The following is a 13,298-nucleotide window of genomic DNA, read 5'->3' as shown; positions in this document are numbered from 1 at the left end:
CCGGCCGCGCGACAGCTCAACCCAGGTCGTCCCACCAGGTCTTCTGCTCGGGCGGACGGAGCGCGTCGACCCGCTGGCCGACCATCGGCACCGACATCGTCACCCCCGCGCCGGCGGCCGCGTCGGACAGTCTCGAGATCGGCTCGCCCCACGGGTGGAACGCGAGGTTGAACGTGGCCCAGTGGATCGGGATCAGCAGCGCGCCGCCCACGTCCAGGTGGGTGCGCACCGCCTCCTCCGGGTTCATGTGGATGTCGGGCCAGCGCTCGTCGTAGGCGCCGACCGGGAGCAGGGTGACGTCGAACGGCCCGTACCGGCGACCGAGGTCAGCGAACCGCGGCGTGTACCCGGAGTCGCCACCGAAGAACACCTTCCGTCGCGCTCCGGCGATCACCCACGACGCCCACAGCGTCGTGTCGCGGGCCAGTCCGCGTCCCGAGAAGTGCCGGGCCTCCGTGCACGTCAAGGTCAGCCCCGCGACTTCGGTGCTCTCGTCCCAGTCGAGTTCGACGATCCGGGCGCCCGGGACGTTCCACCGTCGCAGGTGCGCGCCCACCCCGATGGGCACCACGAAGACGGTGTCCTGGGTCCGCGCGAGGGTGGTGATCGTGGCCTGGTCGAGGTGGTCGTAGTGGTCGTGTGAGACGACGACGGCGTCGACGGCGGGCAGGTCCCCCAGCGCCATCGGTACCGGGTGCATGCGCGCCGGACCCACAACCGTGGACGGCGAAACCCGCTCGCTCCACACCGGATCCGTCAACACGCGTCGGCCGTCGATCTCGACCAGCACGCTCGAGTGACCGAACCACGTGACGGCCAACTCGCCCGCCGCGGTCGGCGCCAGCGGCGTCGCCAAGGGAATCGCGCGCCGTGGCCGGCCCACGGCGCCGCGGGTAAGGAAGGCCTTCGCGAGCCCGGACTGCGAACCGGACGGCAGCGACGAACTCGGGTCGGAATTGTGGAATCGGTTGTCGCGGTACCGCGGTGACGATACCGCGTACGGTTCGATCGCGGACCGGGCCGCACCGAGCGCCGGAACGGTCCCCCATGCCGCGCGAGCGACCCACCCTGCACCTGCCGCCGCAGCCGCGACGAGCACTCCCCTGCCGATCATCGTCGTCCCGCTTCCCTACCTGCCCCGGAAGTCCGGTGCACGCTTCTCGAGTCGCGCGGCCCGCGCCTCCTGCGCGTCCTCACTGCCCCACGCCGCGTACAGGGCGGCGAGCTGTTCCTCGGTCTGCGCTTCGCGTGTGCCGTCGTCGTTGAAGACCAGCTTGAGGTGCCGCAGGGACAGCGGTGCGAGTTCCGCGATGGTCCGCGCCCACTCCTGTGCGGCGACGAGGTCGCCGATCTTGTTGGCCAGGCCGCGGGCGAAAGCCTCATCCGCCGAGAGCATCTCGGCGCCGAGCAGCATCGTCCGGGCCGGACCACCGCCGACGAGGGACACCAGTCGGCGCACGGTCCACTTGTCCACACTGATGCCCAGTTTGGCGGCGGGGATGCCGAACCGCGCCTCGGGCGCGACCACCCGCAGGTCCGACGCGAGCGCGAGTTGGGTGCCCGCACCGACCGCGGGGCCGTTGATCGCGGCGATCACCGGCACCGGGATCGAGTCGATCGTGTGCAGCATCTCGAGCAGGTGGTCGGTGAATCCCTCGGCGTAGACGTCGCCCGACAGGTCGGCTCCGGCGCAGAACGCGGTGCCCTGCCCCGTCAGCACGATGACCCGGGCCTCCTCCGCGACGGCCTTCTCGAGGGCCTCCCGCAGGGCGATGCACAACTCGGTGTTGAGGGCGTTGCGTCGCTCCGGCCGCTGCAATTCGAGGGTGACCACGTGGCCGTCACGGCTGGTCCCGATCATCTGGCTTCCACTCGCTTTCTCGGTGCGAGGCCGTCCCCTGTGGACGTCCCCGGCGGGTGCGATCCGAACAGTACCTGTAACGCAGCATCCACAGTCACGCCGAGCACCGTGGAACAACGGAGCCGTCGCGAGCGTTGCGCCGAATTCAGGCTATGACAGAACGGAGTGGGATGGACACCGAGCTCGAGGTGGTCGTGATCGGGGCCGGACAGGCCGGGCTGTCGACCGCCTATCACCTGCGCAGATCAGGTCTCGTCCCGGAACGCGAGTTCGTGGTGCTCGATCACGCACCCGGCCCCGGCGGGGCGTGGCAGTTCCGGTGGCCGTCGTTGACGTTGCGGACCGTCAACGGGGTGCACGACCTGCCCGGAATGGCGTTCGCCGAGGCGCTCGGCCCCGACACCGAGACCGTACGGGCCGCCGACGCCGTCCCCCACTACTACGAGCTCTACGAAAAGCGGTTCGAACTGCCGGTGCACCGGCCGGTGCACGCGACCGTCGTGTGCGATCGCGGCGACCGCCTCGCCGTCGAGACCCCGGAGGGGACGTACCTGACCCTCGGGCTGGTCAACGCCACCGGAACCTGGGAACGCCCTTTCGTCCCGTCGGTGCCCGGCGCCGAACGGTTCGGGGGCCGGCAACTGCACACACGCGACTACCGCTCGGCCCGCGAGTTCGAGGGCGAGCACGTGATCGTCGTCGGCGGCGGAATCTCCGCGGTCCAGCTGCTCGACGAGATCTCGTGCGTCACGACCACGACGTGGGTGACCCGCCGCGAACCGCAGTTCCGCGAGGAGCCGTTCACACCCGAGATCGGCCGTGCCGCAGTCGCGCTCGTCGAAGATCGGGTGCGGCGCGGGCTCCCGCCGGGTTCGGTGGTGTCGGTGACCGGGTTGCCGGTCACGCCGGCGATCCGGGCAGCCCGCGAACGCGGCGTGCTGCACCGGCTGCCGATGTTCTCCGAGATCACCGAGACCGGCGTGCGGTGGGCCGACGGATCCGAGCAGCGCGCCGATGTCATCCTGTGGTGCACGGGATTTCGCTCGTCGCTCGACCACCTTGCACCGCTGGGTCTGCGCGGGCCGGGCGGCGGCATCACCATGACCGGCCGCCTCGCGACGCAGGTGGCCGCCGACCCGCGCGTCCATCTGGTGGGCTACGGGCCGTCGGCGTCGACGATCGGCGCCAACCGCGCCGGCCGCGCCGCGGCCCGGGAGCTGACCCGATTCCTCGCGCGGTGAGCCGGCCGGCCGATCACCGGACCACAGAGCCACCCCGGTACTCACGACCACCCCAGACCCCTGACTGCCGGGTTCCGGCCGCGTACGCGGCACACCCGGTCACGATGGGGCACCGTGCGCACACCGCCGCCGCGTAGTCGTACGACTCGCTCGGATCCGGGAACCAGCGATCCGGATGGGCGTCGCCCCGGCACGCCGCATCCTCCCATCGCGGCCGATCGCCGGCGGTGAGGAAGCTGGCCAGGGTCGGCAGTGCGGTCACGGAGATCTCCTCCCTTCGAAGACGGGTCGGTCGGGCAGCGCGGCGAGGTCGCGCCAGATTCGGCGTTGCCGTTTGACGTCGTCACGGGGTGCGCGCGGCACCCACAGCAGCGGCATCCCGGCCTCCTCCGGGGTCCGGTCGGCCTTGCGCTGGTTGCAGGCGGCACACGCCGCTACGAGATTGCCGTAACTGTCTGCGCCGCCACGACTTCGGGGCTGGACGTGATCGACGGTCCGGGCGCCGAGCGTGCCGCAGTAGGCACACCGGTGACGGTCCCGCTGCAGCACCGTCGCGAAGCACGCGCGGGTGTCGTCGTCGACCACCGGCCGAGGCGGGACGTGCACGTACTCGACCAGTCGGACGATCTCCGGTAGCGGTATCGAGAGGCGTTGGGACCGGACGACGAAGAGCGGTGCGCGTTCGACGACGGTGACCGCGATGTTCTCGGCGACGAGGACCACCGCTCGGGCGGCGGGGACGACGTCGAAGTCGTCGAACGTCGAGTTCAGCACGCGCACCCGGCTGTTCATCCAGGTGCGGGACGTGATCGCGGTACGGGCGCGACTGGGCATGACAACGAAGCCTCGATTCGAGGGGACGGTGGTGCGGGAGAGGTGAACGGGCGGGGACGACGCGGACAGGCGTACGTCAGCGCATGCAGCGGTACGACTGCATCGACTGCGCACCACAGGGATTCGATGCGGTCATGCGGCGCCGTCCTTCCCCGTCCTCGCTCGTGTCTGGTGGATCGGCTGGTCAGTCTCGCACGACCGTGATCCGAGCGACAGCGATTATTCGCCGCGGGTGTGGCGGACGGTCAGGAACGCGGATCGATCCGGACGACGGGTGGCATTTCGTAGCTACCGTCGAGCACCGTCTCGTGCGGAATGTACATGCGCAGCAACGGCCGGAACGGTCCGGTCGGAGTCGGCAACCAGTTGGCGCGTGCCGTCGGATCGGTCGGCTCGGTCGCGCTGAGGGTCAGCGTGAGCGAGCCGTCGTCGCCGTAGACGAGGCCCGGTGTGCGGTCCCCGATCGAGTACCGCTCGATCGGATTCGACACCAGGTAGAAGTGCGGCATGCTGTACATGGTGATCGACCAGAAGGCGTCCACCGGCGGCGTCGGCGCCAAAGTGATGGTGTAGGTGTGCTCCCCGGTCAACTGGTCGCCCGCCGCGTCCGTGTAGACCTGACTGTAGGCGGCCTCGTAGCCGTGGTTGCCCCACAGTCCGCCCATCGCCGCGGCCGCGCGTAACCCGATTGCCCTGGCCCGGTCCGTGATTCGCCACTCGGGACTGTCGATCGTCCCGATCTCGAAGTAGTCGTCGTTGTAGTCGAACAGGTGAAACGCGCGATGCCATCCGTTCACGACACCGGCGCCGTCACCCGACTTCAACGCCTCCTCGATCCTGGCCCGCCCCTGCGCGGCACCCTCCACGAGAACCGCGGCCAGGGCGGGATCGGCGTGGGCGTACGGCGACGGACCGGTCTCGAGCAGCCCCAGCGGGGCGAACGCCTGCTGCAGCGCGACGTCGCGCGGCGCCGGCGGGAACGCCTGCAGGTACAGCCGCAGCCGCTCCCAGAACATCAGCTCCTCCGGCACCGCGGGGTCCGGCTCCGGCAGACCTTCCGGATCGTTCGCGACGAGGGGCGTCAACGTGATCTGGTCCTGCAGCTTGCGAACTCGGAGAACGTCGTCGGGGCCGTCGCACGCCCACCGCCCGACGATCGACACGATCCGCGTCGAGCAGTGCACGGACGTGATATCGGCCGGAAGTTCACCAGGCCAGCCCGGCGGCACCAGCACGTACCGGCCGCCCTTCGTGCCCGTCGCACGCTTGCCGATGTAGGCGAAGTTGTTGGTCCAGGCGTCGACGAACTGGAGGACGAAGTACGCGTCCGCGGTGTCCGGCACGTCGAGGATCAGCGGCCCGACACTGAGGTCGAGCTGCGCCATCGAGTAGATGGTGTCGTTGTTGATCGAGACGAACTCCTCGTCCGGACCGGCCAATCCCGGTGCGTGACTGAAGGAGTTGAAGGGGGCCGCGGAATTCGCGCCGACACCCGTCGTCACGAACCGCTCCACCTGCGAGAGGTTGAACACGGGAGCGAACCCGTACACGAACGCCCTGACGACCGACTCGACGCTGACCGTCGAATCCGAACCGACTGCCGAATCTCCACGCGGGTGGGTCATGTCGCCCATTTCACCACCCCTGCGGCCGATGCGCTCGCTATACGCGAACATTGCAGTCATCATGGTCTGGTGACCGGTTTCCCCGAGTGGGCCAGGACCCTCGATCTTCTGCCGCATCCCGAAGGCGGCTGGTACTGCGAGACGTGGCGCAGCGACATCGAGTTGCCCGGAGTCGCGCTGCCCAACATGTTCGGCGGGGCCCGGTCGGCCGGGACCGCCATCCTCTTCCTCCTCGAGCCCGGGCAACAGTCCCGGTGGCACACCGTGCGCGGCACCGAGATCTGGCTCTACCACCGGGGCAGCTCGCTGGTGCTGGAACTCGGCGGAGACGACGACGCGCCGGGACCGGTCGCGACGCACGTTCTCGGACCGGACATTTCATCCGGCCAGAGCCCTCAGCTGGTGGTGCCGCCGCGCCACTGGCAGCGGGCACGACCGACCGGCGACGAGGCCGCGCTGGTCAGCTGCATCGTCGTTCCCGGTTTCGACTTCGCCGACTTCCGCATCGAGGGTCAGGACTACCCGATGCCCGATCCCACACGGTTCTAGACCGTCGGCCGATGCGCCGGGATCCGACGCCGCACAGCACTCGCCGAACATGCGGGGAGCAACCGGTTCGTGCCGCGTCCCGGACGGCCGGATCGCACCGCCGGCAGATGCACCCTCCGCATGCTTCGACCCTCGTCGCGCACTCGGACAATCCCGACAACCCATTAATAGGAGTTAGGTATTTATGAGATAGCTCTCATAGATTGGACCTATCCTCGGTTTGTTGGTTAACCTCTCGAATGTCTGGTATCCACCTTCGACCGAACAGAGGTTCAAATGGCCCTGATCAACAAGCAGATCAAGCCCTTCTCCGCGACCGCATACAAGAACGGCGCGTTCGTCGACGTGTCCGACGCGGACATCCAGGGCAAGTGGGCGATCTTCTTCTTCTACCCGGCCGACTTCACCTTCGTCTGCCCGACGGAGCTCGGTGATCTCGCCGATCACTACGAAGAGCTGCAGCGTCTCGGCGTCGAGGTCTTCTCGGTGTCCACCGACACCCACTTCACGCACAAGGCATGGCACGACTCGTCGGCCACGATCGGCAAGATCCAGTACGCCATGATCGGCGACCCGACCCTCGAGATCAGCACCAACTTCGAGGTGCTCCGCGAGAACCAGGGCCTGGCCGACCGCGGCACGTTCCTCGTCGATCCCGACGGCGTCATCCAGTTCATGGAGGTCACCGCGGAGGGCATCGGCCGCAACGCTGCCGAGCTGGTTCGCAAGGTCAAGGCCGCTCAGTACGTCCGGTCGCACCCGGGCGAGGTCTGCCCGGCCAAGTGGGAAGAGGGCGAGGAGACCCTCGCTCCGTCGCTGGATCTCGTGGGCAAGATCTGACGTACCCCCTCGCGGCACGGGCCCAGGCTTCCTGGGCCCGTGCCCGCCCCGGGCCCAGGCGCCCCGGTGGCGATCCGTACCGCCACCAACGAACTTCTTCGGGCCTCGAGACAAGGCCCGGTCCCGATCACAGTCCTTCCCGTCGATGGAGTTGATCCACATGCTCGAAGCCTCGCTTGCCGGCCAACTGAAGTCCCTCCTCGAGCGGCTGACCCTGCCGATCGAGCTCGTGTCCTCCCTCGATGACGGAGCCAAGTCGGCCGAGCTCGCCGAACTGCTCACCGAGATCGCCGCGATGTCGGACAAGATCACCTACGAGCGCCGCGACGACGACGCGCGCCGCCCGTCCTTCGCCATCCGCCGCAGCGGCACCGACATCGAGGTCCGCTTCGCCGGCATCCCGCTCGGCCACGAGTTCACCTCGCTCGCCCTGGCGCTGCTCCAGGTCGGCGGCTACCCGTCGAAGGAAGCGCCCGAACTGCTCGAGCAGGTCCGCGGCCTCGAAGGCACGTTCCACTTCGAGACCTACTTCTCGCTGTCCTGCCAGAACTGCCCCGACGTCGTGCAGGCCCTGAACCTGATGGCCGTGCTCAACCCGGGTGTCAGCCACGTCGCCATCGACGGCGCCCTGTACCAGGACGAGGTCGACGGCCGCCAGATCATGGCCGTGCCGACGGTCTACCTCAACGGGGAGCTGTTCGGCTCCGGCCGGATGAGCCTCGCCGAGATCGTCAACAAGCTCGACGACGGCGCCGCGGACCGTGCCGCCGCCGCGATCGCCGAGAAGGATCCGTTCGACGTGCTCGTCGTCGGCGGCGGTCCGGCGGGTGCCGCGGCCGCGATCTACGCCGCCCGCAAGGGAATTCGTACCGGCATCGCCGCCGAGCGCTTCGGCGGTCAGGTCCTCGACACGATGGCGATCGAGAACTACATCTCCGTGCCCTACACCGAGGGCCCGAAGTTCGGTGCGGCGCTCGAGAACCACGTCCGTCAGTACGACGTCGACATCATGAACACCCAGCGCGCCGCGAAGCTCGTGCCGTCGGTCACCGACACCGGCCTCGTCGAGGTCGAACTGGAGAGCGGCGCCTCGCTGCTCGCCCGCACCGTGATCCTGTCCACCGGCGCACGGTGGCGCTCGATGAACGTGCCCGGCGAGACCGAGTACCGCAACAAGGGCGTCACCTACTGCCCGCACTGCGACGGACCCCTCTTCAAGGGCAAGCGGGTCGCCGTGATCGGCGGCGGCAACTCCGGCGTCGAGGCCGCGATCGACCTCGCGGGCATCGTCGAGCACGTCACCCTCATCGAGTTCGACTCGGTGCTGCGCGCCGACGAGGTGCTGCAGCGCAAGCTGCGCAGCCTGCCCAACGTGGACATCCTGCTCAGCACGCTCACCACCGAGGTGCTCGGGGACGGCAACAAGGTCACCGGCCTGACCTACCAGGATCGGACGACCGACGAGTCGCACACCCTCGAGCTCGAGGGCGTGTTCGTCCAGATCGGCCTGCTGCCCAACACCGAGTGGCTGAAGGGCAGCGTCGAACTGTCGCCGCGCGGCGAGATCGTCATCGACGATCGCGGCCAGACGTCGGTGCCTGGCGTGTTCGCCGCCGGCGACTGCACCACGGTGCCGTTCAAGCAGATCGTCATCGCGGCCGGCGCGGGCGCGACGGCAGCGCTGTCGGCGTTCGACCACCTCATCCGCACCAGCGCCCCGGCCGACGACGCCGCCGCAGTCGCCGGGTAGAAGTACCCCGCTCGACCGTACGACCGAGCCCTGGAGCCGCCGCGATGCGCGCCGCTCCAGGGCTCGGAGTCGTTTCGGGACAGGCCCGCCGGGGAACCAGGGATCTGTCCGCGTGGCCCGGGGGCTCAGAGCTCGGCGAAGTTCCATCCTGCGAGGTGCGGGAGCTGCTTGGCCGCCTGCCAGCCGCCTCGCTCGGGGAGAGGTTCGTCGGCGTGCGGCGCCGGCATTCCCTGTGCGACGCGACGGACCCACGGCGTCTTCTCGAGGGAGTGGACGTAGTTGACATTGCGACCGGACGCACGCGGCTGCCCGACCAACACGAGTTGATCGGCGCTCGGCATCCGTGGGAAGACTCCCGAGAGGTATTCCGTCTTCGCATAGGGACGATCTCGCGTGAGCATGATCTCGTGCACATAGACCGTGACCCACGCGTCGGGTCGCACTCGCACCGCCCACACGTCACCCGCCGCTGCCGGTCCGGCACCGATCGATGCCGCCACCTTCTGCGGACGCGGTGTCAATGCGCGTACTCGCGCCGCCAGCCCGCCGAGCGTGGTCTCCTTCGGCGGCGGAACCGGAGCCGGTTGCGGCGCTTCGAGATCGACCACCGGAACACCGAGGAAACCGAACAGGCGGTCGAACACGTCGTCGCGCCAGCCACGATCCCCGACACTCGTATCCCACCATGCCAGCGGGGCCTGCGGTTCGACGCGCACACGCGGGCGTTGATCCCGCTCGCGGTATGTCGTGAACCTCTCGGCGAGTCCCGGGCGCTCCTTCGGCGCCAGCACGCCGACCAGTGCGAGTGTCTCGAGGAACCCGACCGCCTCATAACGGTCCATCGGTAGGACCTTGGCTGCCCTGAGCGCGTCGGCCGCCTTCGCGTATCGGGTCTGCGGAGGCAGAGCCTTGATCACTCCTCGCACCGCGCCGAGAACCCAGCGATCGTAGTCGGTGGCGACAGGCCGCTCCCCCGCCGTCCACGACAGCGCCAGCCCGCAACCTGCGGGATCTCCGTCCAGCGGCGTCGTTCCCGCCATCCGCGACGCCCACTCGTCGACGACCTGTCGGCGCCCCGCCTTCCAGCCGCACACCTCACACACGTCCGCAGATTGCCCGCTCCACGGCCTCAGCTCGTGCTCCGGCGCCGAGGTCGCGAGCAGAACCGCCGGGAGTACGCTGCGCCAGCCTCCGGGCGCGGACCACAGCGAGGCGGTGAAGACCTCCGCGGCCGCGGGCACGTCCCACTGAACGGCGCTCGTGCGCAGTCGATCCCAACACGAACCGTGGCCGACCTCATCCGTCGCGTCGGGGTCGAGGCCCGCCTCGCGGAGCGTGCCGACCAACGGTGCAAGGTCGGCATCACGCGACGGCACGAATCGTGTCATCCCGGTCGCGTCGTCCCATTCGTAGGGGACGCGTTTGCGGATCACACGCCAAGCAGCGAGCAGCTCACGCACCGCGATGTCGTGCCCGACCGGCATTCGTGCATCAACGGTCATGACGTGGCGCTCCCGCTGCGATACCGTGGGCGTCCAACGCCGACCGGTGCTGGTGGTACTCGGGACCGCCGGGAGTTGCCATGCGAGGGACCGTACCGAACCCCTCCGACACCTGCCGCCGAGTGCCGTCACGCCCCGGCCAGCGCGCCCAACCACAGCCGAATCGTCGTCCTCAGCCTCATGTCTGGATGATCGGCGACACCGACGGCGGCCGACCGCGACCCGTAGGTCAGGTCGAACAGCAGCCCCTCGAGCAAACTGATCAGGTCGTGGGCCGCGAGTCGCGGATCGGATGCGCCGAGTGCACCCATCAGCCCCGTGGCGTTGTCCACCGAGAACAGACACGAGCCGATCGCGGTGCGCAGTTCCCCGTCCTCCGCGGCGTCCGAGACGAGGGCGTACCGCGCGAGGACGTCACGGCGCCGGTCGGTGAGCAGGCGATCGATCTGCCCCGCGATCAGTTCGGCGGCGCCCTCGGCAGACGGGTTCTCGTCGGGCGCATACGCGTCCAGGAAGGCGGCCCGCGAGCGCTCGGCGAGACGTCGCACCGCCGCGGTCACGAGCGCGTCCCGCGTGCGGAAGTAGTACGAGGTGGACCCCTTCGCCAGCCCCAGCCGTTTGTCGATCGCCTGATGGGTGACGGCATGGTTGCCGCCCTCGGCCGCGAGGTCGAGGGCGGCCTCACAGATCGACTCGCGACGCGACGGACGGTGACTCATGTCTCCATCCTGTCAGACTCTACGATGATAGAGTTTCGCACCGTGAAACTCTTCCGGCGCCCCCCACCACCCGCCCTTCGAGTTCCGCGCGGCACGTTCGACGACGCCGCGCGCGCAAGCGGTTTCGCTCTGGACGCGACCCAACGACGGGCGGCAACCGAACTCGAAAACGCCGACGGGCACTGGGTCTACCTGTGGGGGCCGGTCGGCCGCGGCAAGACCTGGCTGATGGACACGTACTTCGCCGCGGTGCCGACCGACCGCAAACTGCGAGTCCACTTCCACGAGTTCTTCCTCGACCTCCATGCGGCGATCACCCGGCATCGCTACGACCTCCACGAGAGCCTCGGCGCACTGCTCGGCGACGTTCGGCTGCTGTGCTTCGACGAGTTCCACGTCCACGACATCGGCGACGCCAAGTTTCTCGAGCGCCTGCTGCCGGCACTGCTCGACCGCGGCATCACGCTGGTCGTGACGTCGAACCATCCCCCAGCCGCCCTGCTGCCCAATCCGCTGTTCCACGAGGTGTTCCTGCCCACGATCGCGCTCATCGAACGGACGATGACCGTCGTGACGGTGGACGGGCCCCGGGACTACCGGACCCTCGCCGGCCACCACGACACGGGTTTCGCCTCGGGAATCTGGGCCGAGCCCGGCAACCCGGGGCAGCTGACGCGGCTCGGCCTGACGCGGCCCCGCCCCGACGAGAGTCGGCGGCTCCGCCCCGTGGGGCATCCGATCGCGGCCCTGCGCGCCGACGACGACTGCCTGTGGTTCACGTTCTCGGATCTGTGCGGCGGCTCCACCGCTCCCGCCGACTACCTCGCCCTCACCCGGACACACCGCAACTGGGTCGTCAGCGAGGTGCCCGCCCTCCACGAGGCGGGCCGGGACGCGAGTCAACGGTTCGTCAACCTCGTCGACGTCCTGTACGACCACGACGTCCGCGTCGTCTTCCTCGCCGACGAGGGCTTCTTCGACTCCTCCGGAATCGACTGCCCCGCAGCGGACATCGACCGGGTGATGAGCCGGCTCCGGCAACTACGGCCGGCGCCGGCAGCCACGGCTCCGCTCCCCGGCTAGTCCCCACCGGGTTGAGCCTCGTCGCCCGGTGTGAATCTGCGGGTGAATCTCGGGCCACCCGCGCCGATCGTGACACTCGCCGCCCCCCGGTCGGTATCGTGCGGCGCGAACGCCGCGCCCAGGGGGAAGCGCGGCGCCGTCGACGATCGACCGGGCGCACCTTCGGTGCCACGGCACGTACCGCCTTCAAGGGCTTCAATGGGAGGACATTCACATGAGGAACTCCAAGGCCGGGCGCGCCGGCGTGCTCGCGGCCGCAGTGGTCGTGTCGGCCGCGTCGCTGCTCGCGGTGCCGGCCATGGCGTCCGCAGACAGTGGCACCACCGCCGCGGTGAACGCCTCCGGTGCCTACCTGGTGAAGACGACGACGAACTCGGATCGCAAGGTCACCATCTCGGTGTACTCGCCGTCGATGGACCGCGAGATTCCTCTCGAGGTCATCTTGCCGGCCGATCGCAGCCAGCCGCGTCCCACGCTGTACCTGCTCAACGGCGCCGGCGGCGGCGAGGACCGCGCCACGTGGCAGCGCCAGACCGACATCATGGACTTCTTCGAGGACAAGAACGTCAACGTCGTCACCCCGCTCGAGGGTGCCTTCAGCTACTACACCGACTGGCAGAAGGACGACCCCAAGCTCGGCCGCCAGAAATGGCAGACGTTCATGCTCGAGGAACTCCCGCCGGTCATCGACGCCGAATTCGGCACCAACAAGGTCCAGTCCGTCGCGGCGATCTCCATGACCGGAACGTCCGTGCTCAACTTCGCGATCGCCAAGCCCGGCTTCTACAAGAGCGTCGGCTCGTTCAGCGGCTGCGCCGAGACGAGCACGTGGGCCGGCCAGAACGCGATCCAGGTGGTGACAGGCCTCCGGGGCGGCGTCGACGTCACCAACATGTGGGGACCCCTCGACGGACCCGGCTGGGTGCAGAACGATCCGGTCGTCAACGCCGAGAAGTTGCGCGGCACCGAGCTCTACATCACCACCGGCTCGGGTCTGCCCGGCCCGCACGAGACCCTGGACGGCCCGGGCATCGACGGGCGACCGTTCGCGCTGGCCAACCAGGCCGTCGTCGGCGGTGTGATCGAGGCGGCCACCAACTACTGCACGCACAACCTGGCGAACCGTCTCGCCGATCTGAAGATCCCGGCCACGTTCGACTTCAAGCCCACCGGCACGCATTCCTGGGGCTACTGGCAGGACGACCTGCACAACTCCTGGCCGACGATCGCCCGGTCGATGGGCCTCTAGCCTCCAACCGACGACTCCGGCCGCCGACCACATGTACGGTCGGCG

13 protein-coding genes are annotated in these 13,298 nt (G+C 69.1%); 6 read left to right on the top strand and 7 right to left on the bottom strand.

Translation table 11 applies throughout. The features are described from left to right. Positions 1–16: 16 nt before the first annotated feature. Both ABTV10_RS05505 and ABTV10_RS05500 read right to left on the bottom strand, forming a co-directional pair. A complete protein-coding gene (locus ABTV10_RS05505) occupies positions 17–1,114 on the bottom strand; it encodes an MBL fold metallo-hydrolase (protein WP_499033079.1) in 1,098 nt (365 codons plus the stop codon). Between the two features lie 15 nt (positions 1,115–1,129). Beyond that, positions 1,130–1,861, bottom strand: coding sequence for an enoyl-CoA hydratase (locus tag ABTV10_RS05500; RefSeq protein WP_499033078.1), 732 nt, complete (start codon positions 1,859–1,861; stop codon positions 1,130–1,132). A gap of 152 nt (positions 1,862–2,013) precedes the next feature. Between ABTV10_RS05500 and ABTV10_RS05495 the strand changes: the two genes are divergently transcribed. Beyond that, positions 2,014–3,102: an NAD(P)-binding domain-containing protein gene (locus ABTV10_RS05495; protein ID WP_499033077.1), complete on the top strand. Its 1,089-nt coding sequence runs from the start codon at positions 2,014–2,016 to the stop codon at positions 3,100–3,102. A 13-nt stretch (positions 3,103–3,115) separates the two neighbouring features. On the opposite strand, the gene ABTV10_RS05490 is transcribed toward ABTV10_RS05495, so the two are convergent. From ABTV10_RS05490 to ABTV10_RS05480, 3 genes are all read right to left on the bottom strand, one after another. Next, a complete protein-coding gene (locus tag ABTV10_RS05490; RefSeq protein WP_499033076.1) occupies positions 3,116–3,364 on the bottom strand; it encodes a WhiB family transcriptional regulator in 249 nt (82 codons plus the stop codon). Then, entirely contained in the window at positions 3,361–3,936 is a 576-nt protein-coding gene (locus tag ABTV10_RS05485; protein WP_499033074.1) for an HNH endonuclease, read from the bottom strand. The genes ABTV10_RS05490 and ABTV10_RS05485 overlap by 4 nt, the downstream gene beginning before the upstream one ends. 245 nt (positions 3,937–4,181) lie before the next feature. Next, a complete protein-coding gene (locus tag ABTV10_RS05480; RefSeq protein ID WP_499033073.1) occupies positions 4,182–5,561 on the bottom strand; it encodes a DUF1254 domain-containing protein in 1,380 nt (459 codons plus the stop codon). 69 nt (positions 5,562–5,630) lie between these two features. Here ABTV10_RS05480 and ABTV10_RS05475 point away from each other — a divergent pair, with 69 nt between their 5' ends. From ABTV10_RS05475 to ahpF, 3 genes are all read left to right on the top strand, one after another. After that, complete coding sequence (locus ABTV10_RS05475; RefSeq protein ID WP_499033070.1) at positions 5,631–6,110, top strand: cupin domain-containing protein; 480 nt, start codon at positions 5,631–5,633, stop codon at positions 6,108–6,110. A 276-nt stretch (positions 6,111–6,386) separates the two neighbouring features. Further along, positions 6,387–6,950: an alkyl hydroperoxide reductase subunit C gene (gene ahpC, locus ABTV10_RS05470; RefSeq protein ID WP_433610509.1), complete on the top strand. Its 564-nt coding sequence runs from the start codon at positions 6,387–6,389 to the stop codon at positions 6,948–6,950. A 160-nt stretch (positions 6,951–7,110) separates the two neighbouring features. Beyond that, positions 7,111–8,700, top strand: coding sequence for an alkyl hydroperoxide reductase subunit F (gene ahpF, locus ABTV10_RS05465; RefSeq protein ID WP_499033069.1), 1,590 nt, complete (start codon positions 7,111–7,113; stop codon positions 8,698–8,700). A 125-nt stretch (positions 8,701–8,825) separates the two neighbouring features. On the opposite strand, the gene ABTV10_RS05460 is transcribed toward ahpF, so the two are convergent. Further along, positions 8,826–10,202 carry a hypothetical protein gene (locus tag ABTV10_RS05460; protein WP_499033068.1) on the bottom strand — a complete coding sequence of 459 codons (1,377 nt, stop codon included), beginning with the start codon at positions 10,200–10,202 and terminating at the stop codon, positions 8,826–8,828. Positions 10,203–10,330: 128 nt separating this feature from the next. Next, complete coding sequence (locus ABTV10_RS05455; RefSeq protein ID WP_499033066.1) at positions 10,331–10,921, bottom strand: TetR/AcrR family transcriptional regulator; 591 nt, start codon at positions 10,919–10,921, stop codon at positions 10,331–10,333. Between the two features lie 42 nt (positions 10,922–10,963). On the opposite strand from ABTV10_RS05455, the gene zapE reads away from it, so the two are divergent. Then, on the top strand, positions 10,964–12,004 hold the full coding sequence (zapE, locus tag ABTV10_RS05450) for a cell division protein ZapE (protein ID WP_499033065.1): 1,041 nt from the start codon (positions 10,964–10,966) through the stop codon (positions 12,002–12,004). A gap of 214 nt (positions 12,005–12,218) precedes the next feature. Beyond that, positions 12,219–13,253, top strand: a complete 1,035-nt coding sequence (locus ABTV10_RS05445) for an alpha/beta hydrolase (RefSeq protein WP_499033064.1) — start codon at positions 12,219–12,221, stop codon at positions 13,251–13,253. The last annotated feature ends 45 nt before the right edge of the window (positions 13,254–13,298 follow it).

The organism is Paraburkholderia sp. RHO2 (assembly GCF_050955445.1).
Taxonomy (GTDB): domain Bacteria; phylum Actinomycetota; class Actinomycetes; order Mycobacteriales; family Mycobacteriaceae; genus Prescottella; species Prescottella agglutinans_A.
Note: the sequence above shows the minus strand (reverse complement) of the source record. Positions and strands in the feature narration are given on the sequence as shown.

Excerpts from the sequence above, each read along its gene's own strand:
- ABTV10_RS05505 (WP_499033079.1), bottom strand. The coding sequence starts at position 1,114 with ATGATCGGCAGGGGAGTGCTCGTCGCGGCTGCGGCGGCAGGTGCAGGG.
- ABTV10_RS05500 (WP_499033078.1), bottom strand. The coding sequence starts at position 1,861 with ATGATCGGGACCAGCCGTGACGGCCACGTGGTCACCCTCGAATTGCAG.
- ABTV10_RS05495 (WP_499033077.1), top strand. The coding sequence starts at position 2,014 with ATGACAGAACGGAGTGGGATGGACACCGAGCTCGAGGTGGTCGTGATC.
- ABTV10_RS05485 (WP_499033074.1), bottom strand. The coding sequence starts at position 3,936 with ATGCCCAGTCGCGCCCGTACCGCGATCACGTCCCGCACCTGGATGAAC.
- ABTV10_RS05480 (WP_499033073.1), bottom strand. The coding sequence starts at position 5,561 with ATGACCCACCCGCGTGGAGATTCGGCAGTCGGTTCGGATTCGACGGTC.
- ahpC (WP_433610509.1), top strand. The coding sequence starts at position 6,387 with ATGGCCCTGATCAACAAGCAGATCAAGCCCTTCTCCGCGACCGCATAC.
- ahpF (WP_499033069.1), top strand. The coding sequence starts at position 7,111 with ATGCTCGAAGCCTCGCTTGCCGGCCAACTGAAGTCCCTCCTCGAGCGG.
- ABTV10_RS05460 (WP_499033068.1), bottom strand. The coding sequence starts at position 10,202 with ATGACCGTTGATGCACGAATGCCGGTCGGGCACGACATCGCGGTGCGT.
- ABTV10_RS05455 (WP_499033066.1), bottom strand. The coding sequence starts at position 10,921 with ATGAGTCACCGTCCGTCGCGTCGCGAGTCGATCTGTGAGGCCGCCCTC.
- ABTV10_RS05445 (WP_499033064.1), top strand. The coding sequence starts at position 12,219 with ATGAGGAACTCCAAGGCCGGGCGCGCCGGCGTGCTCGCGGCCGCAGTG.